Annotated in this window: 17 protein-coding genes and 2 pseudogenes; 10 read left to right on the top strand and 9 right to left on the bottom strand. The window is 62.7% G+C overall.

The window, feature by feature from the left end; all coding sequences use genetic code 11:
• Window positions 1-277 precede the first annotated feature (277 nt).
• Entirely contained in the window at window positions 278-820 is a 543-nt protein-coding gene (locus Hrd1104_RS06055; protein ID WP_154551903.1) for an HD domain-containing protein, read from the bottom strand.
• 284 nt (window positions 821-1,104) lie between these two features.
• Between Hrd1104_RS06055 and Hrd1104_RS06050 the strand changes: the two genes are divergently transcribed.
• From Hrd1104_RS06050 to Hrd1104_RS06030, 5 genes are all read left to right on the top strand, one after another.
• Window positions 1,105-3,330 carry a beta-glucosidase gene (locus Hrd1104_RS06050; RefSeq protein ID WP_154551902.1) on the top strand — a complete coding sequence of 742 codons (2,226 nt, stop codon included), beginning with the start codon at window positions 1,105-1,107 and terminating at the stop codon, window positions 3,328-3,330.
• A 144-nt stretch (window positions 3,331-3,474) separates the two neighbouring features.
• Window positions 3,475-3,882 (top strand): succinate dehydrogenase, cytochrome b556 subunit, encoded by a 408-nt coding sequence (gene sdhC / locus Hrd1104_RS06045; RefSeq protein ID WP_154551901.1) that lies wholly within the window; start codon window positions 3,475-3,477, stop codon window positions 3,880-3,882.
• A 3-nt stretch (window positions 3,883-3,885) separates the two neighbouring features.
• Window positions 3,886-4,254 (top strand): succinate dehydrogenase hydrophobic membrane anchor subunit, encoded by a 369-nt coding sequence (locus Hrd1104_RS06040; protein ID WP_154551900.1) that lies wholly within the window; start codon window positions 3,886-3,888, stop codon window positions 4,252-4,254.
• On the top strand, window positions 4,251-5,180 hold the full coding sequence (locus tag Hrd1104_RS06035) for a succinate dehydrogenase/fumarate reductase iron-sulfur subunit (protein WP_154551899.1): 930 nt from the start codon (window positions 4,251-4,253) through the stop codon (window positions 5,178-5,180). Before Hrd1104_RS06040 ends, Hrd1104_RS06035 begins: the two co-directional genes overlap by 4 nt.
• Before the next feature lie 5 nt (window positions 5,181-5,185).
• Window positions 5,186-7,027: an FAD-binding protein gene (locus Hrd1104_RS06030; protein WP_154551898.1), complete on the top strand. Its 1,842-nt coding sequence runs from the start codon at window positions 5,186-5,188 to the stop codon at window positions 7,025-7,027.
• A 339-nt stretch (window positions 7,028-7,366) separates the two neighbouring features.
• Here the strand turns inward: Hrd1104_RS06030 and Hrd1104_RS06025 are convergent, their stop codons facing one another.
• The 4 genes and pseudogenes from Hrd1104_RS06025 to Hrd1104_RS06010 all read right to left on the bottom strand — a co-directional run.
• Complete coding sequence (locus tag Hrd1104_RS06025) at window positions 7,367-8,197, bottom strand: universal stress protein (RefSeq protein ID WP_154551897.1); 831 nt, start codon at window positions 8,195-8,197, stop codon at window positions 7,367-7,369.
• A gap of 36 nt (window positions 8,198-8,233) precedes the next feature.
• Window positions 8,234-8,368, bottom strand: a pseudogene (locus Hrd1104_RS06020) (NADH:flavin oxidoreductase/NADH oxidase); the annotation flags it as partial.
• Between the two features lie 272 nt (window positions 8,369-8,640).
• On the bottom strand, window positions 8,641-9,690 hold the full coding sequence (locus Hrd1104_RS06015; protein ID WP_154551896.1) for an RNA-guided endonuclease TnpB family protein: 1,050 nt from the start codon (window positions 9,688-9,690) through the stop codon (window positions 8,641-8,643).
• Between the two features lie 129 nt (window positions 9,691-9,819).
• A pseudogene (locus Hrd1104_RS06010) lies at window positions 9,820-10,755 on the bottom strand (NADH:flavin oxidoreductase/NADH oxidase); the annotation flags it as partial.
• 115 nt (window positions 10,756-10,870) lie between these two features.
• Here Hrd1104_RS06010 and Hrd1104_RS06005 point away from each other — a divergent pair.
• The gene (locus Hrd1104_RS06005; RefSeq protein ID WP_154551894.1) at window positions 10,871-11,494 is read left to right on the top strand and encodes a ribonuclease H; all 624 of its coding nucleotides are present in this window, start codon (window positions 10,871-10,873) and stop codon (window positions 11,492-11,494) included.
• Between the two features lie 18 nt (window positions 11,495-11,512).
• On the opposite strand, the gene Hrd1104_RS06000 is transcribed toward Hrd1104_RS06005, so the two are convergent.
• Complete coding sequence (locus tag Hrd1104_RS06000; protein WP_154551893.1) at window positions 11,513-13,780, bottom strand: NADP-dependent malic enzyme; 2,268 nt, start codon at window positions 13,778-13,780, stop codon at window positions 11,513-11,515.
• Between the two features lie 110 nt (window positions 13,781-13,890).
• Between Hrd1104_RS06000 and Hrd1104_RS05995 the strand changes: the two genes are divergently transcribed.
• Window positions 13,891-14,694 (top strand): COX15/CtaA family protein, encoded by an 804-nt coding sequence (locus Hrd1104_RS05995; protein ID WP_154551892.1) that lies wholly within the window; start codon window positions 13,891-13,893, stop codon window positions 14,692-14,694.
• A gap of 105 nt (window positions 14,695-14,799) precedes the next feature.
• On the opposite strand, the gene Hrd1104_RS05990 is transcribed toward Hrd1104_RS05995, so the two are convergent.
• Window positions 14,800-16,293 carry a replication factor C large subunit gene (locus Hrd1104_RS05990; RefSeq protein WP_154551891.1) on the bottom strand — a complete coding sequence of 498 codons (1,494 nt, stop codon included), beginning with the start codon at window positions 16,291-16,293 and terminating at the stop codon, window positions 14,800-14,802.
• 137 nt (window positions 16,294-16,430) lie between these two features.
• On the opposite strand from Hrd1104_RS05990, the gene Hrd1104_RS05985 reads away from it, so the two are divergent.
• Complete coding sequence (locus tag Hrd1104_RS05985) at window positions 16,431-17,402, top strand: ABC transporter ATP-binding protein (RefSeq protein ID WP_154551890.1); 972 nt, start codon at window positions 16,431-16,433, stop codon at window positions 17,400-17,402.
• A complete protein-coding gene (locus Hrd1104_RS05980; protein ID WP_154551889.1) occupies window positions 17,399-18,631 on the top strand; it encodes an ABC transporter permease in 1,233 nt (410 codons plus the stop codon). Before Hrd1104_RS05985 ends, Hrd1104_RS05980 begins: the two co-directional genes overlap by 4 nt.
• A 27-nt stretch (window positions 18,632-18,658) precedes the next feature.
• Here the strand turns inward: Hrd1104_RS05980 and Hrd1104_RS05975 are convergent, their stop codons facing one another.
• Window positions 18,659-19,336: a metal-dependent hydrolase gene (locus Hrd1104_RS05975; protein WP_154551888.1), complete on the bottom strand. Its 678-nt coding sequence runs from the start codon at window positions 19,334-19,336 to the stop codon at window positions 18,659-18,661.
• A 152-nt stretch (window positions 19,337-19,488) separates the two neighbouring features.
• Between Hrd1104_RS05975 and Hrd1104_RS05970 the strand changes: the two genes are divergently transcribed.
• Window positions 19,489-20,196 (top strand): helix-turn-helix domain-containing protein, encoded by a 708-nt coding sequence (locus Hrd1104_RS05970; protein ID WP_154551887.1) that lies wholly within the window; start codon window positions 19,489-19,491, stop codon window positions 20,194-20,196.
• 116 nt (window positions 20,197-20,312) lie between these two features.
• Here the strand turns inward: Hrd1104_RS05970 and hmgB are convergent, their stop codons facing one another.
• Window positions 20,313-21,647 (bottom strand): hydroxymethylglutaryl-CoA synthase, encoded by a 1,335-nt coding sequence (hmgB, locus tag Hrd1104_RS05965; RefSeq protein WP_154551886.1) that lies wholly within the window; start codon window positions 21,645-21,647, stop codon window positions 20,313-20,315.
• Window positions 21,648-21,722 lie beyond the last annotated feature (75 nt).

Genomic DNA, 21,722 nt, shown 5'->3' with positions numbered 1-21,722 from the left:
CGTAGGGTCCTCGTGAGTGAGCATCGCGAACGAACGAGGGCTCGGAAGACGCAAGACCGAACGGAGTGAGGTCATCGTTTTCCGGTGGTCCATGCGTTCAAATCGCATCCCTCGCACTGCTGGGCCCACGCGGCCCGCCCAAACAGTGTAAGAGGATTCTCCCTTTGGGGGCATCTGCCCTCGCAAAACTTCTGAGAGAACGTAGCCGAGCATCACAGCCGTACACAGCTCGCACCTTCGTTCATCTATCTGGCGATGAAATCAATATTGCCTTGAGTCACTCATCTACGCTGTCACACGCAGCTACCACCGCGGCATAGCTGTCCTGTAGCTCCTCGTGAAGGCGTTCCTCGCCAATATAAGGCTCGGACCGATCGATGAAAGACGCCAGCTTCTCGACGAGATTCGCTCTCGATTCCTTCGAGTCGGCGAGGTGGTAGTAGGAACTATTATCGAGGGTATCCGCCGCTTTCACGAGTACTGGTGGGCGCCCCATCTCGACGCACCTGTCGAACGTGTCTCGGTATCTCTCTGTGTAGTCCTCGATCGCTCTGTCGAAGCTCGTTGCGGCTACGATCGCTGCGACTTCCGCCCCGAAATGGGCCGCAATATCGTCTCTCGTCACGTCGGTGTCTTCGATCAGATCGTGGAGGAAGCCAGCGATCACGATCTGTTTTTCGTACCCCCGGTTGTAGAGATCCATGCCAACGCGAACGCTGTGCAGGACAACGGGCTTTGGATTCGCTCCAGACGCTTCGAAAGACGTGACCAGATAGACGATTGCCCGCTCAATATCCGTGTCTTCTTGCCGGTCTCTCATTTACGCGTTCGATGGCTGGTGCGGTCTTAAATGTATTAATTCGACAGCTTCAGTGCGGTGGACACCGCAGTACAGCAGTACCGTGATCGAGGCAATTTGTGACCGTGCATCTGCGTACCCGTGTTGTGCTAAATACTAGAAGAACGATTTCACTAATTACTAAGGTCCCGGAGAGTGAAGCAGAAACACGAAGGGGCGTCAGCCTGATCGCCAGTGGTCGTTGCGATTCCAGCACGGTCACGCTATTTCGGTGGGCCGGCCCGACGCCCGACCAGAGCTCATCCATGACTGAAACGGATTCACCCGACGGCCGGATCGCTTCGCTGATCGAGAAGCTCACTCTACAGGAGAAAATCGACCTCGTGCACGGCGACCGCGACCCGGCCGAGTTGGCGACGGGCTACCTGCCAGCCAACGATCGCGTCGGGATTCCGTCGCTCTCGTTGGTCGACGGCCCGATGGGCGTCCGGGCGGTCACCGCGACGGCGTTCCCCGCCTCGATCGCACTGGCAGCCGCCTGGGATACTGATCTGGCTCGCGAGCAGGGCGAGGCCCTCGGCACGGAAGTCCGCGGGGCCGATCAGGACGTCCTGTTGGCTCCCGGGTGCAACATCATTCGGGTTCCCGAGTGCGGTCGTGCCTTCGAGTACTACAGTGAGGACCCACACCTTTCGAGTCGACTCGCTGTCGCGACCATCGAGAGCGTCCAGTCGGCCGGCGCGATGGCGACGGCGAAACACTACGTGGCCAACAATCAGGAACGTCAGCGACACGCTGTCAGCGCCGAGATCGACGAGCGGACGCTGCGAGAGATCTATCTCCCGGCTTTCGAAGCCGCAGTCAAAGAAGCCGACGTCGCCTCGGTGATGGCATCGTACAACCGGATCAACGGTACCTACGCCACCGAACACGAACGATTACTCACGGATATCCTCAAAGACGAGTGGGGCTTCGACGGTTTCGTCGTCTCGGACTGGTGGGCGACGACCGACGCCGTGGCGGCTGCTCACGGCGGACTGGATCTGGACATGCCCGGCGTGCCGGTCCACGAGTGGCAGGAAAGCGAGAGTCGGATCCACGAGGCGATCGGTGCGTTGCCGGATGCCGCACCAAAAGGGACACTCGCCGAACTCGCTGCGAAACCGTGGCTTCCCGACGGGGCAAACCCGAATCTCTTCGAGGGCAGCGTCTTCGAGGACCCGCTCCGAGAAGCCATCGAGGGCGGCAAAGTCCCCGAAACCGCCATAGACGAGAAGATCGCCCGCACGCTCTCCCAGATGGACCGCTTTGGTATGTTCGACGACGAGCAACCAGCGGGCTCGGTCAACGACCCTGCCCACGAGACGATCGCTCGTCGCGTCGCCCAGCGTGGGACAGTCCTCCTCCAGAACGACGGCGTCCTGCCCCTAGACGAGGACCTCGATTCGATCGCTGTCCTCGGACCGAACGCCGAGACGGCCAAGATCGGTGGCGGTGGGAGCTCCGAGGTCGATCCCACTGCTGCCATCAGCCCGCTCGATGGGATCCGTGAGCGCACCGACAGCGGGACGACCGTCACCTTCGAGCGTGGCGTCGAACGGATCGAGGAGCCCCACGACGAAGACGACGGGGCCCTCGGGTTTTCGGTTCCAGACGCGATCGACGATGCACTGTCGGGTGACGACGAGGAGCCGTCGATCGACGCGGCGGCTCGCGCTGCTGGGTCTGCCGACGTCGCCGTGGTCGTCGTCCAGGACAACGCTTCCGAAAGCGAGGACCGCTCGCTGTGGCTCCCAAACGAGCAAGATCGACTAGTGGCCGCTGTGGCCGACGTGGCCGAGAAGACGGTCGTCGTCTGCAACACGGCTGGCCCGGTCCGGATGCCCTGGGCCGGTGCGGTCGACGCGATCGTCGAGACCTGGTACCCCGGCCAGGAGGACGGCCACGTCACGGCCTCGGTCTTGTTCGGCGACGTCGATCCCAGCGGCCGCCTGCCGGTCACCTTCGCCCGCCGGACCGACCACTACCCAGCGAGCACGGAGGCTCAGTACCCCGGCATCGACTTCGAGGCGGAGTACTCCGAAGGCGTGTTCGTCGGTTACCGACACTTCGACAACGCGGACATCGAGCCGCTGTTTCCGTTCGGCCACGGCCTGAGTTACACCGACTTCGAATACACGGACGTGTCCGTCGAGTCGGGCGATGGCCCCGAAGCCAGCGTCCAGGTGACCGTCGAGAACGTCGGCGATCGGGACGGCTACGAGGTCGTCCAGGCGTATCTCGGCCAGGACGATCCCTCCGTCGAGCGGCCGCCCAAGGAACTCGCGGCCTTCGAGTCGGTCGAACTCGCCGCTGGCGAAGAAACGACTGTCACGCTCGACATCGATCAGCGGGATGTCGCTTACTACGACGAAGACGGCGCGGCCTGGACGGTCGACGATGGCGAGTACACGGTATCTATCGGTAGATCTTCACGAAATATCGTCGCCACCGAGACGATCACTGTCGCGGACTCGACGATCGTCGAATAATCGCTCCTGGGACGAGCGGCTTTTGCCCCCATTCTGAACTCCTGGCCAAGAAACGGACGAAATGGAACGCTGTCTGTGCCTGAGAACCGGCGAAGCGTTACCTGGGGACAACAACTATCATGGTCCGGTCCGTCGCTTGTGCGTATGGCACAAACGTACGACCGTGGGGCCGTCGAGGACGTCGGTCGCTGGCGGGAGTTTTCCGCCGGGATGTGGGCGTGGGTCCTCCACAAGTTCACCGGCTGGGTGCTCGTCGGCTACCTGTTTACACACATCGCCGTGTTGAGTACTGCTATCGGCGCTGACCCGGCTGCCGCGCCCCAGGATCTGTACACCACGACGCTCTCGGGGCTCGAAGACCTCTTGATCGTGCGACTGCTCGAAGTCGGGTTGCTCGCCGTTGCGGTCTTTCACATGCTCAACGGCATTCGACTCTTGTTCATCGACTTGGGGCTCGGACTCGAGCGCCAGGATCTGAGCTTCTACGTCTCGTTGATCGTCACGGGTGCAATCGCCGTCGCCAGTGTCCCAACGTTCCTTGCGGGGGTGTGATCGATGGCGGAATACTACTCTTCGTTCGAATCCGGTGGGTGGAGTTGGTTCCTCCAACGGATCACGGCTGTCGTCTTGATCGGCACGCTTGCCTTTCACTTCTTCCTGTTGCACTTCGTCAACCACGCTGCCGAGATCACGCTTGCAGGTACCCAAGCCCGGATGAGTCAGTTCGGGTACTTCCTGACGATGATCGTGTTTCTCATCACTGCGACGTTCCACGGCGTCAATGGCGTGTACAACGCGCTGGTCAACCAGGGCATCTCGGGAACACAAAAGCGCGTCGCCCGCTTTGGCCTCTCGCTTGCTGGTCTGCTGTTGATCGTCCAGGGATTCCGCGTGGCAATCGCAATGGCGGGGATTAGCCTATGAGTACCGACAGTGACGCCGAACCGGACCCACAAGCAGCGGCCGACGTAGAGACAGAGACGCCACCGGCCACCGATACCGACCCGGAACCGTCGGTGCCAGACACGGGAGAAAAATCTCACCAGGAGCGACGGCTCCGAGAGAAAGGCCAACGGGCGACCGCCCGCGAGGAGCAAGCGGCGGACGCGGCGGCCGAAGATGTCGAGACGGTCGAGATCCTGGTCTACCGGTACGATCCAGAGGTCGAAGGCAAGACGACGCCACGCTTTGATGCTTTCCACGTGCCTCTCGAAGAAGGCATGACGGTGCTCGATGCGTTGATCTACGCCCGCGACGAGTTCGATTCGAGTCTCACCTTCCGTCACTCCTGTCGGCAGGGTGTCTGTGGATCGGACGCGCTGTTCGTCAACGGTTCCCAACGGCTCGGGTGTCAGACCCAGATTTCCGACCTCGATGTGCCGGTCCAGATCGAACCGCTGCCCCATCAGGAAGTCGTCAAGGACCTCGTGGTTGACATGCAGCACTTCTACGAGCAGATGGACGCTGTCGAGCCGTATTTCGACCCCGACGAGGAACCCGAAGACGCCCTCGACGAACAGCGACAGACCAGAGAGAACCGCGAGAAGATCAAACTCTCGACACGGTGTATCCAGTGTGGCGCGTGTACCTCGTCGTGTAACGTCGCTGCGGGCGACAACCAGTATCTCGGCCCGGCGGCGATCAACAAGGCCTACCGGTTCGTCATGGACAACCGCGAGGGCGAGGACCGACGCAAAGAGCGACTCGAGATCGTCGAACAGGAACACGGCGTCTGGCGGTGTCAGACCCAGTTCTCCTGTACGGAGGTCTGTCCGAAGGACATCCCCCTGACCGAGCACATTCAGGAACTGAAACGCGAAGCGATCAAAGAAGACATCAAATTCTGGTGATTACAATGCATGAACACGACGTCATCGTCGTCGGTGCGGGCGGCGCGGGGTTACGAGCAGCGATCGCGGCCAGAGAGGAAGGGGCTGACGTAGCCATCGTGACGAAACTCCACCCAGTCCGCAGCCACACAGGCGCGGCCGAGGGTGGGATCAACGCCGCTCTCCAGGACGAGGACTCCTGGCAGGATCACGCCTACGACACCATGAAAGGGTCTGACTTCCTGGGGGACGCCCCGGCGATCGAGACCCTGACGAAAGACGCCCGGGAGGACGTGATCCAACTCGAACACTGGGGGATGCCCTTTTCCCGCGAGGAGGATGGGACGGTCTCACAGCGTCCGTTCGGTGGCCTCTCGTATCCACGGACGACCTACGCCGGTGCGGAGACGGGCCATCACCTGCTGCACACGATGTACGAGCAGGTGGTAAAGCGCGGGATCGAGGTCTACGAGGAGTGGTACGTCACCGATCTCGCGGTGACTGACGAAGACGATCCCGAGGACCGGACCTGTCACGGTGTCGCCGCCTACGATATCAAGACCGGCGCAGTCGAGGGATTCCGTGCTCGCGATGGCGTCATCCTGGCGACCGGTGGACTCGGGCAGGTGTTCGACCACACGACCAACGCCGTCGCCAACACTGGCGACGGCCAGGCGATGGCCTACCGTGCCGGCGTGCCCTTAGAAGACATGGAATTCGTGCAGTTCCATCCCACATCTCTCCCGTCGACGGGCGTCCTCATCTCCGAGGCCGTCCGCGGGGAGGGTGGGATCCTCTACAATTCGGAGGGTGAACGATTCATGTTCGAGCGCGGTTACGCCAACAACGAGGGTGAACTCGCCTCGCGTGACGTGGTTTCGCGGGCAGAACTCACCGAGATCAACGAGGGTCGCGGTGTCGAGGACGAATACGTCCACCTCGACATGCGCCATCTGGGTGAAGAGCGGATCATGGATCGCTTAGAGAACATCCTCCACCTCGCGGCGGACTTCGAGGGCGTCGATGGTTTAGAAGAGCCCATGCCGGTCAAACCCGGCCAGCACTACCAGATGGGCGGCATCGAGACCGACGAGAACGGCGAGACGTGCATCGACGGGCTGTACGCCGCCGGTGAGTGTGCCTGCGTCTCGGTTCACGGTGCGAATCGGTTAGGTGGCAACGCCCTGCCCGAACTGTTCGTCTTCGGGAAGCGCGCGGGCTATCACGCCGCCGGCCGAGACATGAAGACGGCAGAGATCCCGACCGGCCACTCGGCCCGGAGCGAGGCCGGTGACGTGAGTCCAGCGGTCGAGCCTGGTGCAGTCGACACGCCGATCGACGGGGCCGACGAGGACGCGGTTGCCGATGGCGGTTCGCTCGCCGATCCGACGGCTGTCGTCGAGCACGAAGTCAAGACCCAACGCGAGCGGATCGAGGCCCTGCTCGAAGACGATGGGACAAACCACGCCGATATCCGGGCAGCGGTCCAAGAGACGATGACAGCAAACGTCAACGTCTTCCGGACCGAAGAGGGCCTCGAAACGGCCCTCGAAGACTTACAGGATGCCCGGCGGGACTACCAAGACGTGGCCGTCGAGGATCCGTCCCGGACGTTCAACACCGACCTCATTCACACCTTAGAGACGCGCAATATCATCGACCTCGCCGAGACGATCGCGCTGGGAGCACTCGCTCGAACTGAGTTCCGCGGGGCTCATTGGCGGGCCGAACACCAGACCCGCAAAGACGACGAGTGGCTCAAACACACGATGATCGCCTGGAACGACGGCGACCTGGATCTGTATTACGTGCCGGTTATCCTCGACGGTGAGAGCAAATCCTACGAACCGGTCGATCGAAGTTACTGACCCGAGGTACTGTCGACCGGCGCTGTTTGGTTCGTTCTCCGCTGAGCCGGACACTGAGCGACTGGTCTGGCTCTGACAGACTACCAGCCCAGTCAGTACAGAGCGAGCGGAAAGTAAAGTGGGGTGGGGGGTGGGGGTGGGGGGAAAGTGGGCACCTTGCGGTGCCACATATCCAGCGTGGGTGATTTCGGTAAAAAGGTTGTCGGCCAGATTATCACGAGTGATTTTGCGCGCGTGATCGACAGACGGTATCGGGATCGCACAGCTCCAGATTCGATAGGGCACCGCGTCGATATCTCGACATGGCGGTCGATTTGGAAGGCCCACTGACACGCATAGTCAGCCACTCCACTTGTCTGGCGGACGCACAGTCATCACTGGAACCGTCGCTGTGCGGACCAGTGCCTCTGTGGTACTCCCGAAGAGATATCGGTCCAATCCGGTCCGACCGTGGGTGCCAAGCACGACCAGATCACTGTGTTGGTCTGAGACGTACGACCGGATCGTCTCGGGGATCGACCGGCCCGTTACGACGGCTGTCGAGATATCCGAAACGCCTGCGGATCGTGCCGTCTCCGTCGCTTCTTTGACGGCTGTTCGCGAGCGATCTTCCATGTGCTCGCGACTCGTCGTCGAACGAACGGTGGCTCCGAGCTGTGTCTGTTCGACGACCGACAGCACTGCCAACGGGACAGCCGCGACGCGAGCGAGTGTCGCCCCCACTTCGACCGCTGCTTGGGCGGCCTGGCTTCCGTCGGTCGGGACGAGAATCCGTCGGTACGGGTAGCGCAGTTCCGCATCCGGCGTCGCCGTCAGCACCGGGATGTCCGCGAGACGCATGATCCGGGCCGTGACGCTGCCAAGCAACAGTCGTTCGAGTCCCGATCGGCCGTGGGTCGGCATCACGATCGCGTCGACGGCTGCCTCTTGTGCATACGCGAGAATTTCCTGATAGACTTCTCCCTCTCGACGAACTGTTTCGGGCTCGAGTCCACGTTCCCGCGCGCGGTCGCCGGCGAGGGCAAGTAGTTCCGCAGAGTCGAATCCCGACTCGTCGACGGTCAACAGGTGGACGCTCGCCTCGTGGTCGGTTGCGAGGTCGAGGGCGTGTTCGAGCACTGCCATCGCCCCCGCGCTGCCATCCGTCGGAAACAAGATCCGGTCGACCATGCCGGCGATGATGACCGCCGTTGGCAAAAGACTATCTCAGAACGCCCGGTCGTACTGCGGTGGCACCCTGACGCGATCGAGGGCATCGAGTTCGTCGGCGGCCCGAATGGTGAAATACGGATCGCGGAGGTGCTCACGCCCGACGATCGCCAGGCCGGCCCGTCCGTTCTCGATCAACTGGGTGGCTTGTTGTGGCGTCTTGACATCCTCCCCGCCCTAAAGGGCGAGGATTCCCCGAAGGGGATATTCAGGTTGCGCGTTTCCTCGGTTCTCAAGTACGCTTTCGCGTGGAACGTCAGCGGTAGCCGTCCAGTTGTGACCAAGGACGTGCTTTCCAGCGCGTGTAGCCCTGTCAATGGGGCCTTCCTCCCCGCATACAGCGAGCGTCGAAGACGGCTGGCTATTCAACCAGCGAGGTAGCACGGTTCGCGTCAGCCGAACTGTTACGCCGTGCATGGTTCTCCCTCCCGTTGTGCGATATTCTCCGAAGCGTTCAGGTCAGCGTGTCGTCCACGGTCGCACTCCGAACACGAAAAGTAGTCGCCGTCACGGGTTCCCATCGACCCACACTCCGAACACCGCTGGCTCGTATGGTACGCATCGACCGCCTCGACGCGGATACCAGCGCGTTCGGCTTTGTACGTGATGAACTGTTGGAGTTTGTGGAAATGCCACGAGTGGACGCCCGACCATGAACTGTCTTCGCGGATGCCTTCGAGGTCTTCCATCCGAATAACGGGATTCTCGAACTGCTCCGTGAACTCGATGAGGCGACGGGAGAGTTTGTGATTCAAGTCTTTGATTCGACGCCGTTCTTTGTCACCCACGCGGTTTCGTGCGCGAAGCGCACCCGCTTCCGATAGCGAATCGCGTAGGGAACGATATTTGCGCCGAACGTACTTCGCCTCACCACCAGACACCAGCATCGACTCGTCTTCGCCGTAGGCCGTCACAGCGAGGATATGCCGTTCGCCAATATCGACACCGATTGGCGTCTCGCCCGACGTGTCGGCGTCGTATTCGATATTGAACGTACAGTACCAGTCGTCCCCGCGACGGTAGACCTGTAGGCGGGTCTTCTTTGCATCACCCTCGACCAGTCGGTCTACTGGGTCGGCAATGTCGTCGTACACCTCTATCGGGGTGTACCACCACTGGGAAACACACGGGAAGCCGACGACGACCGTGCCGTTATCGGTCGTGTCAATTTCCCAGTTCTGGTTGTTGACGGCGAACGGTTGACTCTCTCGGTAGCGAACCTCTCCGTCCTTGCTGTGGTCGGATTTCGCCTCTCGAATGGCTTGGTTCTGAATAGCCGAGTAGAGGTCGTTGTCGATGCTGGCCGTGGTCACGGACTTGCCGAAGTCGCCACTCTCCCATCCGTCGATACAGAACTGTTTGGTGTCACGGTAGAGTCGAGAGGCGTGTTGCCACTCTTTGCGCCGTGAGAGGGATGGGTTGTGGAACTTCGCGGTGACAGTCACCGTGACCATTACAAATGTAATTGAATGGGCTGTAATAAGTATCTGTTGGAATATCAGGCCGTGCTGTCAACGGGGTTTGTGTCGTTGAGTGTCGGATTCATCCCCGCGCTAAAGCACGGGGCTTTCTCCTCGCACTTCCGTAATTGCGCCGACGGCACCGACTACCAGGGACTCGGGTGTCCCCTCGTCGATGCGCTCGGCAAAGCTGACTTGATAGCCGGGGCCGGCGTCGTCGGGGTGAGACGCCGGCGCGATGCCGCCGGAACTCACGTCGATAAGATCGACGCCGCGATCGGCGAGGTCGCCCGCCAGTCGAACGGACTGATCGACTGTCCAAGAGTCCCGATCCGAGAGCCAGTCGGTCGCCGAAATGCGCACGAAGATAGGGTTTTCCTCCGGCCAGACGTCACGGACAGCCGTGACGACCTCTCTGAGCAGTCGCGTCCGGGACTCGAAGTCACCGCCGTACGCGTCGTCGCGGTCGTTGGTGACTGGTGAGAGAAATTCGTGGAGTAGATAGCCGTGGGCAGCGTGCACCTCGGCGATCTCGAAGCCGGCTTCGAGAGCGTTTTCGGCACCCGTCCGGAACGCATCGATCACGTCCTCGATGGCTGCTTGGTCCAGCCGCTGATGTGGCGGGGCTTTCTGGTCGTACGGCCAAGCTTGTCCGCTCGGCCCGATCGTCTCCCAGCCGCCGTCCGCGGGCTGGACTGGTTCGCTGCCGTCCCACGGACGGCTCTTCGAGGCCTTCCGACCGGCGTGGGCGAGTTGGATCGCCGGGACGGACCCCTGTTCGGTGATGAAGTCGGTGATCGGTCGCCACGCCTCGATCTGTTCGGCCGACCAGATGCCGGTGTCTTCAGGTGAGATCCGCCCGCGGGGCTCGACACCCGTCGCTTCGGACATGACGATTCCGGCACCGCCGACAGCTCGACTCCCGAGGTGAGTTTGGTGCCAGTCGGTTGGGACCCCATCGCGGTCCTCACACGAGTACTGGCACATCGGCGAGACCATCACGCGGTTAGAAGCCGTCACGTCACGCAGTTCGAGCGGTGAGAAGAGATCTGCTGTCATCCCGATTGCTTTCGGTCGGCGGACGCAAGAACGTCTCGACTACTGTTGAGCACTTTGTTTGTCAACAGTTAGCATCCAAGGAAGATTTACAAGGGCTCGACCGTGACCGATAGACATGGCCGCATATGGCCGGCCGACACTCCGTGACCTGTTCGACGATTCTCCGACGCCACACATCGCTCACCCGCCACGGACCCATCACCGGGACTTCTATCTCGCGACCGATGGGTCGTTTCGCGAGTCCGAAGGTGGCCTCGGTGTCGTGATCGAAACGCGAGACGGCGAGTGTGTCGCTCGCCTCTCGGTGCCGGACGTGGTGCCGGACAACAACGTCGCGGAGTATCGAGCCCTCCATTTGGGCCTCGATGTCCTCGCAGCCAGGGCACCGAACCGAGCACAGATCGGTGTTCTCATCGATCACGACGACCTCGCCGGCAACGTCAACGCCGCGATGCTCGCCTTCGAGGATCCGGTCGCCGAGTCCCCACACACGCTGTCGATCCCGCCGGCCTCTCGACACCACTGGCGCGGTATCCGGGCACGAATGCGCGAGTTCGATTCCCTCCGGGCCGCCCGTATCGCCTCGGACGTCAATCCGGCCCACCCGCTGGCCAACGCGCCCGAGGAGTACGCCCACGTCAACGACGAGCGTGAGCGCTGTCTGCGTCCGGAACCGCCCACGGCAACCGACCAGCGTGTCCCTCCCCCCTCACGATCTGACCGGGCGGCTGACGATTGATTCGGGTTCCGGTGGCCGTCACTTCTGTCGGTGCTTGGCTGCCTGTGCGTCGACGACGGCGACGCCAGCCAGGTTCACGATATCCTCGACGTCGTCACCACGCTGGACGACGTGGACTGGCCGATTCATGCCTGCAAGCATCGGCCCCACGGTGCCCGCACCGCCGAGCGTCTGCAGGAGTTTGTAGGCGATATTGCCAGCCTCCAAATTCGGGAAGAGCAACACGTTGGCCGGATCGTCGAGAGCGGAGAATTCGTACGTTCCTGTGAGGATTTCCCTGAGGACGGCCGTATCCGCCTGCATCTCGCCGTCGACGGGGAACTGGACTTCCGGGTCAGCCCTGAGCCGGCGGGCGGCCTCCCGCGGGGCGTGTGTGCGTTCGTCATCGACACTCCCGAAGTCGCTGTAGGAGAGTAGTGCGGCGCGCGGATCGACGTTGAACCGCCGGGCGAGTGTGGCAGTGTGGCGCGTAATCTCTGTCAGCACCTCGGCGTCTGGGTCCGGATTAACAGTTGTATCGGCCAGGAACAGCACCTGATTGCGGAACGTGAGCATGTAGACGCCTGCGGCGTACTCGGCGTCGGGTGCCGTGCCGATGACTTCCAGTGGCGGCCGAAGGGCCGACGGATAGTGGTTGGTCGCGCCAGTCAGCATCGCGTCGGCGTCGCCCACTTCGACCATGACGCTGGCGAGGTAGTCGCCATTGGCGAGCAAATCACGGGCTTCCCGGCGTGTCACCCCCTTTCGCTTGCGGAGCTCGTAGAGCCGATCGGCGTATCGCTCGACGTCTTCGTCGTCGAGATCGACCACCTCCGGGGTAAACGAGAGCCCGAGCCGTTCGGCGCTCGATCGGATCCACTCTCGGTCTCCGACCAGCACTGGGTCGGCGATCGAGCGGTCCGCCAGTTGGTAGGCCGCCCGGAGCATCGCGTCGTCGTTGCCCTCCGCGAGGACGACCCGCTTTGGATCGCTCTTGGCTTTGTTGAGGACGACCCGCATCATCTCGCGGGATTTCCCGAGACGAGCTTCCAGCCCCTCGACGTAAGTGTCCAGATCTGGCTGTTGTCGCGCCGTGCCGGACTCGATGGCTGCTCGTGCCACGGCGGGGGCGACCTCGAAGAGCACGCGTGGATCCAGCGGCTTCGGAATGACGTACTCCGGGCCGAACTGGATCGCCTCGCCGCCGTAGGCTTTCACGACCGCATCCGGGACGTCTTCGCGGGCGAGGGCGGCAAGGGCCTGGGCGGCGGCGACTTTCATCTCCTCGTTGATCGTCCTGGCCCGTGCATCGAGTGCCCCACGGAAGATGAAGGGAAAGCCCAGGACGTTGTTGACCTGGTTGGGATAGTCAGACCGGCCCGTCGCGACGACCGTAGTCCCCTCGCCGGCCGCCTTGGCCGCGGGATAGTCGATCTCGGGGTCGGGGTTGGCCATCGGGAAGACGATCGGGTCTTCGGCCATCGCGGCCACCATCTCCGGATCGACGATGCCGCCGACCGACAGGCCAACGAAGACGTCCGCCCCGACCATCGCCTCGGCCAGGTCCCCGGCCGGTCGATCGCTCGCGAATTCGGCCTTGTACTCGTTGACGTCCCCGGCCGCCGCTCGATCCGCGGTGACGATCCCGCCCGAGTCGACCATCGTGATTCCGGACGCGGGAACACCGAGTGACTCGAAAAATCGAGCTGTGGCGATCGCACTCGCCCCGGCACCCGAAAACACGACTTCGAGGTCGTCGATGGCTTTGCCGAGGATATCTGTGGCGTTCAGCAGTGCCGCCCCGCTGATGATCGCGGTCCCGTGCTGGTCGTCGTGGAAGACGGGGATCGACAGCGAGTCCTTGAGGTGTTCTTCGACCCGGAAACACGCCGGGGCAGCGATGTCTTCGAGGTTCACGCCGCCGAAGGTCGGTTCCAGTGCCTCGACGACGCCGATCATCTCCTCGGCGGAGCCGACGTCGACTTCCAGATCGAAGACGTCGATATCGGCGAATCGCTTGAACAACACGCCCTTGCCTTCCATGACCGGCTTCGAGGCGAGTGGCCCGATGTCCCCCAGTCCGAGCGTGGCGCTGCCATCGGAGACGACGGCGACGAGGTTCCCTTTCGAGGTGTACTCGAAGGCATCGGTCGGATCGGCGTCGATCTCCCGGCAGGGACCGGCAACGCCCGGCGAGTACGCCAGGCTGAGATCCCGCTGGGTGTTGGTCGGCTTGGTCGTGGCGATCTCGAGTTTCCCGGGCGGGTCGCGCCGGTGATATTCCAGGGCGTCGTCTTCGAGTCCCATGCGAGATGCCTGTTAGCCAGTACCAAAAAGGATTGCCTGCCGGCCAGTGTCGAACCGACCGATCGGCCGGAATGCGGGAGGCTAAGTGGGACCCGACCGAACGGTCGCGCATGGACCGGCGGTTTCGCTCTCTCGTTGCTGTCACGACAGCGTTCGTCTTCGCGACGATCCTTCTCGGAGTCGCAACGAAGTCCTACGGCGCTGGGCTGGCCTGTCAGGCTCGCTGGCCGGTCTGTGACGGCGGCATCCTGAACCTCTTTCCCGAATCGTTCCCGAGTTTCTTCGAGTGGATCCACCGGGTCGTCGCTGGCGTCGGTGGCCTGTTCATCGTCGGGACGGCACTCGAAGCCTGGCGACGAGACGTGGCACCGAAGATCCGGAACGCGTTGATCGTCGGGGCGCTGTTGACGCCGCTGCAAGTCCTGCTCGGCCAGCAGACAGTCGTCAACTTCACGTTTCCAATCTTGACGGCGCACTTCTGGACGGCCTTTACGATCTTTGGGGCCTTTGCCTTCGCGCTGGTCGCGTCCTGGGCTGATGCAATCCACACTCCGCAGCTGAAAGGTGCTGCCGTCCTCGCTCTCCTGCTTTTTCCCGTGCAAGTCCTGTTGACGCCGCCGTTCATCAGCAGTTACACGCCAGTCCTCCAGACGCTGCAGTACGCTGTCCTGCTCGTGTTGGTACTCTCGGTGATCGCCCTGGTGGTCGTCGGTCGCCGGGCGTTTCCGGCGGCCTACCGGACTGCGCCCGTCGTCGCGATCGTCGCGCTGGTGCCGACGGTTTATCTGGGCCGGCACCTGCTTGCCGGGTCGACCATCCATCGGATCGTCTATCTGCTCGCTGGACTCGTCGTCTTCGGCGCACTCGTCGGGAGTGCGATCGGGACCTGGCGGAGTGCGGATCCGGCACACTAGGCTCCGCTCTTAGCACGTTCAGAAGGGTAGCGACAATGAAATCGTCCAGCCATCAGCTACTCGAACCACCGGAGCTGTTCCGGATCGGCCGGGCAACGTTCAGCCTCAGACGAAATCGCCGAGGCCGGTCTGCTGGTCGTCTTCGTTCTCTTGGGCATCTCTCTGACCGGAATCGCTCGCGTCGTCACGCTCGACACTCGTCGATGTATCGTCCTCGTCCGCGGCTGTCACTCTGGTGTCTCCCTCGGCGGCACTCTCGGCCTCGTCGCTTGGATCGCCTTCATCTGAACCAGGCTCGAACGCCCCTTCAGAGCCCTCGACGGCAGCTTCCTCGCGCAATTGGTGGGCGTCTTCGACGATCGACTGGACCTTGTTCGTGTCTTCGCCGCTCCCGGTGACGAAAGCCACGTGTTCGGCCGACAGATCGTAGGCGGCGGCCATCGCGACCGTCGCCTCGCGGTTCTTGCAGTGATGGGTGATGACTTCCAGATGTGGAAGGATCTTCCGGCGGGCCGTACTCATGCTGACGCCGCTGGTTTGGGCGATCGCCCGCGCCACGTCGTCGCGGGTCCCGCGTGCCCCCTTTGTCCGGCCGAGTTTCGACCAGTAACTCGGTGGCCCATAGCGCGTCCACCCGCTTTTCTTGCCGTCACGGGCGGCCGCCACGCCGGCCGTCATGTTGTCGGCGGCGTACCGCCAGAAGGAGTAGTTCTGGGTGGCCCGAACCCGGCCGAGCCAGCGATCTGCAGTCGATAGCGACCGATACGCCCGCGCCAGTTCCGCGCCCTCGTACTCCTTTGGCATGTTGTCTTCGATCCAGGAGATGAGGTCGTCGGGCGTCTCGTCGACGTCGTAGGATCCCTCCAGGGCTTGCTGGGCATCGGCTTCCTTGAGAACGGCGTCCAGATAGTCGAAGATACCCGTCGTCCGGTCACGATCGCCAGTGACGACGCCCTCGGCAGTTATCGTCTCCCGACCGTCCGCGGCCGCCTGTAAGTCCTTGATCGCTCCCCGGAGGTCGCCGTCGTTGGCCTCGGCGATCTTCTGCAGGGCGTCGTCCTCGAAGCCGACATCTTCCTGGCGACAGATATCTCGCAACACAGGGACGATCGAGCGTGTCGAAACGTCCCGAAATTCGATGTCGCGGCAGGCGTTCCGGAGGCCATTTGACATCTCGTAGAACTCGTTTGCGATCAGCACCATCGGCTGGCTGGCCTCGTTGACCACGCCGGTGATCGCCCGTGCCCCTCCGCGATCGGCGTTCCCATGGAGGTTGTCCGCCTCGTCGAGGATGAGGAGGCGTCGACCAGCCCCGCCTTCGGTCAGCGTCCCGCTTTTGGCCGCTTCGCCGGCGACGCGCTCGATGACGGCTTTCGTCCGGGCGTCGCTTGCGTTCAACTCGATGGTCGGCCAGTCTAAATCGGCTGCAAGGGCGTGGGCTGCAGAGGTCTTTCCGACGCCCGGCGAGCCATGGAGAATGACGGCTTCGCGGTGGTCGGGCCAGGTTTCGGCCCACTCGGCGAGTGCGTCGCGGGCCTTGTCGTTGCCCCGCACCTCCGCGAGCGTCGATGGGCGGTGTTTTTCCGTCCAGTCAGTCATTGCCGAACCCTGGAGCGAACGGCGGTTAGATGTTGCGGAGCGGATCTCCTCGGAACCGGTCTGCATCTAGTTTTAAGGTTTACCGGCAATAGTGACAGACGATTACGGATGTCAGCGTGCCAAGAGCGTGCGATCCAATGACTGTACCAGAGAGTCCAACCGCTGGGGCGGTCATCACCGTCACAGACTTACAGAAAACATACGGAGAGACAACAGCCGTCGACGGTGTTAGCTTCGAGGTCCGCGAGGAGGAGATTTTCGCCCTCGTCGGACCCAACGGCGCGGGCAAGACGACGACCGTCGAGATGCTCGAATGTCTCCGGACGCCAAGCGGTGGGTCGGCCACGGTCTTGGGGAACGACGTTGGAACTGCTGGCCGTGCGATCAAAGCCGAGATCGGCGTCGTCCCCCAGTCGTTTCACACCTTCGAGCGACTGACGGTCCGGGAGAACGTCACACTCATCGCGCAACTGTACACCGACAGTCTCGCTGTCGAGACAGTCCTCTCCGAACTCGATTTGGCGGAGTGGGCCGACCGTCGATTCGAGGCCCTCTCTGGCGGGCTACAGCGTCGGACGGGAATCGCGATGGCGCTCGTCGGGGACCCGTCCGTGCTGTTCCTCGACGAACCGACGACCGGCCTGGATCCGGACGCGCGCCGCCAGACCTGGGACCGGATCGAGGCGCTGGCCGACCGCGGGACGACGGTCGTTCTGACGACTCACTACATGGAGGAAGTCGAACAACTCGCCGACCGGGCTGCCCTGTTGCTCGAAGGCACGATCGAGGCTGTCGACACCGTTCCGCACCTGATCGAACGCTACGGCGGTGCGATCAAAGTCGTCGTCAGGGCCGACGGCCGCCGAGACGAACCGACTGACGACGACACGATCGAGGAGATCCTCGCGGCGGATGCAACCGACACGTACCGGACTGACGAGGGCGACGTGGTTGGCCTCTTCGAGGACCGCGAGCGAGCACAGGAGACGTTCAGTCGCCTCCATCGTGAAGGCGACGACCGGGCGATCGATCTGGTGAGTGCGGGCATGGAGGACGTGTTCTTGCGATTGGCCGGTTCGACGCCGGAGCCAGGCGGTGAGCTGTCGTGACGCGCATTTTCGCCCTCTTGATCGCACTCCTGAAAGACTGGTCGCGTTCCCGGGAGACTGTCTTCTTCGTCGTCCTCTTTCCTATTATCCTGTTGGTGATCTTCAGCAGCGTCTTCGCTGCCAGCGCGCCCGCGTTCGGCATTGCCGTGCACAATCAGGATCTCGGTCCCGACGGCGAACCCACGGAACTGTCCGCACAGTTCGCCGAGAGCATAGAGAGCGTCGATCCGTTGTCAGTCACGCATGTCAACGCGTCCCAAAATGTTACTGAGAGTGACGACACTCGTCGCGTGCTGGTGATTCCTGATGGCTTTGGCGAGGATGTCCGCGAGCAGGCCGGGCGTGCCCGGATGGTGATCGTCAGAGACACCGTTGCAGCCGTCCAGGGACAGTTGAACGCGAGTCAGCGACAGTCGATTCAACGCGGCCTCGCGACGGCCGGAGAACAGATGAATGGGACCAACGCGACCGGTGCCACGGTGCAATTGTACGCGCCGCCTGACGATGAATCGGCACCTGTCGTCCGAGGAATCCTCGCACAGGTCGTCGCGGAGTTCAATCAGGCGGCGATCGGAGTCGAGGAGCCGCCTGTCACGATGGCCTCGGCCACGAGGGGACCGGGTGGGCTGGATGCCGTCGAGTACTACCTGCCGGCGTTTATCGCCACGCTAGTGTTGATCAACGGCGTGATGACTGTCCCGAGTATGATCGCGGGCTTCACCGACGACGGTACGCTCAAACGACTCGCCGCGACGCCGTTACGGAAGCGCGACTGGATCCTCGCGAACGTTATCCAGCAGTCGCTTTTGGCCCTCGTCCTGACGGGGGTGATGCTGGTCGTCGCGGCGGTCGTCTTCGGCGTCACGGTCGTGCCAGGGCCGCTTTCGATCGCGCTCTTGCTGGTCGGGGCCGTTGGCTTCTCGGCGCTCGGGATGGCCCTGGGGAGTCTCCTGCCGGATCCCGATGCCGCGACGAGCCTGGGCGGGATCGTCGCGTTCCCGATGATGTTCCTCTCGGGGGTCTTCTGGGAGATGGACATCATGCCCGAGACGCTGCAAACGATCGGCCGATTGTTGCCACTCTATCAGTTCCACCGCGGGTTGCGCCGGCTCATGATCGACGGGACGACTGAGGACGTCTGGCCGGCATTTCTCTCCCTTGGCGCCCTGGCCGTGGTCTTTCTCGCCGTGGCGATTGGGCTGACTCGCTGGCGGGACTTCGCCCAGTAGCCGTCCCGTCCGCTCGGTCACCGTCGTTCACCGCTCGCCGGCGACGCGTTGCTCGATCAGCCGGCCACCGACGACTACCGCGCTCGTCACAACGAGCAGGAGTTGCTGGCCCGACCGGACGACGGGGACAGTCCGTTCGACGTTCGCCGGCTCCTCCCCTTCCCAGGGATCGACGCCCGAACTGTAGAACGTCTCGTCCGTCGAGCCGACGGCGACCTCGCCGCCGCTCCCGCCGCCACTGCTGGCACCGTCGGCCGTCGATTGTGAAAGGTCGACGAACGTCTGGACGATCCCGTCGTGGGTCGAGAGCAGTATTTCGCCGTCGAGCTGGTAGAACTGGTCGTGGACCGGGTAGAAGACGTTGACCCCGTTGGTAAACATGTCTAGCCCGATGCCTGCGATCGCAAGCGAGAGGAGACTCACCCAGGCGACACGAACGCCTGTGTGGTCCCAGCGGGCCCGGACGAACGACGTCTCCCGGTAGCGAGTATCGTACCAGAGGACGAGCCCGATTGCCATCGGTAACAGGAACGTGTGCAGGACGGCACGGTGTGCACTCTCGACCACGAGGCTTGCGAACGCGTCGAGGTCGGGAATCGCCGCCGCCACGAATACGACGGCAAGCGCCCGGAGATCGAACGCTGCCCCGAGCAGTCCTGCCGCGAGCAAGCCTGCAAGTGCGAGATGGACCACCGTCGAGGGCATGGTGTTTGGTACTGAGTGACGGATAGGCAAGTTTTTTCGGGGCGATCGTCGGACATCTGCCCAGACGAGTGGTTCCGTCCAGAGGGCTGGTTCGACGGGAGTCGAGTAACAATTCGACAGGAGTTATATCCGCAGGTCACCGACGACAACCCATGAGTCAGGGCGAACGTGCACAGCTGGCCGAACGCATCGCCGGCGAAATTGCCTGTAGCGAGCGCTCAGGGGAGACGATCCGGAAATGGCGGACCGACTTCGAAGTCTCCCAGACCGAACTCGCAGACCGACTGGACGTCTCGCCGTCCGTCGTCTCCGATTACGAGAGCGGCCGGCGGGACAATCCGGGGATCGCGGTCGTCAGACGCACGGTCGAGGCACTGCTCGATATCGACGAAGGGCGCGGCGGGAGACACATCCGCCAGCACGCACGGGTCATCTCTGCAGGCTACGACAGAGACAGTGTGCTCGACCTCCGGGAGTTCTCGGCTGCGGTCCCTATCGAGCGCTATTTCGATGCGATCGATGCAACCCAACTGGCGGCTGGGACTCAGGAGACCGTCGTCGGCCAGACGGTTATCGACTCTATTGCGGCGATCAGACGCCTCTCTAGTGAGGAATTCTATCGCCTGTACGGCCAGAGTTCCAACCGGGTGCTCGTGTTCACGAACGTCTCTCGGGGCGAGTCACCGCTCGTGGCGATGCGCGTGGTCAATCCCACCCCGAACGCGGTTGTCCTCCACGGGATCGAGAACGCGGACGTCTGGGAGCACGCAGCCGATCTGGCACGCGTCGATGGCTTCGCGCTTGCGACGACGACGACCGAGCTTTCGGCCGTACTCGACGCTGGTGACGAACAGTTTTGAGAAAGACGGCGAGGGGATGCGGCCGCGATACGATGGGCCAGGGCGACCACATCCCGGTCCCGCCGTCCGGGCGGTAGACCCCAACCGGCGGCGTCCCGGCGTGAAAATCGACGACGTTACTCGACGTAGGTGTACTTGCGCTCGCCCATTCGACCCCAACCGTCGAAGACGAACTCTTCTTCGGGCGTGGTGAAGGCGTCGATATCGGTGCTTTCGTCGTAATTGTGGACGTCGTGGATCTGCTCGTACTCGGTGAAGCTCAGATCGTAGCGCTCGCGCAGTTGCTCCTCGACGTTGAGCTGGGCGATCTCTTCTTCCCAACCAGGCTGGACGGTCTCGATGTGGACCTCGGCCTGTGCACCACTGCCATACGAACAGACGAGCATCTGCTGTTCGTCCAGGTCGCGGCCGTTCTCGCGGGCGTCCCGGAGCGCGGCGGCCCGTGCGAGATGGACCGAGCCGGTGTACCAGTTGCCAACGTATCGGGAGATCCCAAGCGTCGGTTCCACCGTCAGATCGTACCACTCCTGGTAGCGATCGGTCTCGGTCAAGTCGTCGGTGTATTCTGAGAGTGCATCCCGGAACGCCTCGTCGTCCTCGAAGTCGTCGGGTCGGGGCTGTGGTCCGATTTCCTCTGCCAGCGCATCCTCGACGTCCGTCCCGCGCGAAATGTGGCGATAGCCGAGTGCGGCGCCTTTCCGGACCATCCCGGGGAAGGGGATGTGGAAGGGTACGACGGCGAAGTCATCGGGGTGGAGGTCACGTTGCTCTTCGAGATCGCGGAGTGCCTCGCGCATCCGGGCGAGGTAGACTTGCATCGAGCGCTTGCCGTCGACGCTGGGGAACTGCTGGTTCGGTTTGAGGAAGTCCGTCTCGTCGGCACTGCCAAAGCCCTGGAGGGGTTCGACCACTGTGAGATCGGGATCCTCGTCGATCAGCATGGCGACCGCACCAGCGCCCTGGGTGGCCTCACCGGAGTCGCCGCGCTCGTACAGTGCCGTGTCCGTCGCGATGACGAGTGCGGCCCGACCACGGTTCTTCCCGGATGTGACCCAGTTGACGGCGTCGTCGATCGCCTGGGTCCCGGCCAGACAGGCGAACTTCCGCTCGCCCTTGTTCGCGTGGTGGAAGTCGTCCTCGAAGACGTCCTCCAGGCAGCCGGCGATGTACGTCGACACCGGTTTGGAGTGGTCGAACGCGCTCTCGGTGGCGACATCGATCCGGCCGATGTCCTCGGGAGTGAGTCCCTTTCGATCCATCAGCCGCTTGGCTGCGTTTGCCCCCATCGTGACGATATCCTCGTAGGCGTCGGGGAACGAACTGGCGTGCAACCCCAGCCCCTTCGTGTACTTTGCGGGGTCCTCGTCTTTGACGGGCGCAAACGTCTCAGCGAGGTCGAGTTTCAGATTGCCGGTACGGATTTCCACGGCGTCGATGCCGGCGGTAGTCATGGTTCAGTTTCACTGACGGCGAAGTGACTTATGTTTCTGTCGATCAATACTTCGTCGATTGTCGAAAAATCTGAC

Origin of the sequence: Halorhabdus sp. CBA1104, from assembly GCF_009690625.1 — an archaeon.
Lineage (GTDB): Archaea > Halobacteriota > Halobacteria > Halobacteriales > Haloarculaceae > Halorhabdus.
Note: the sequence above shows the minus strand (reverse complement) of the source record. Positions and strands in the feature narration are given on the sequence as shown.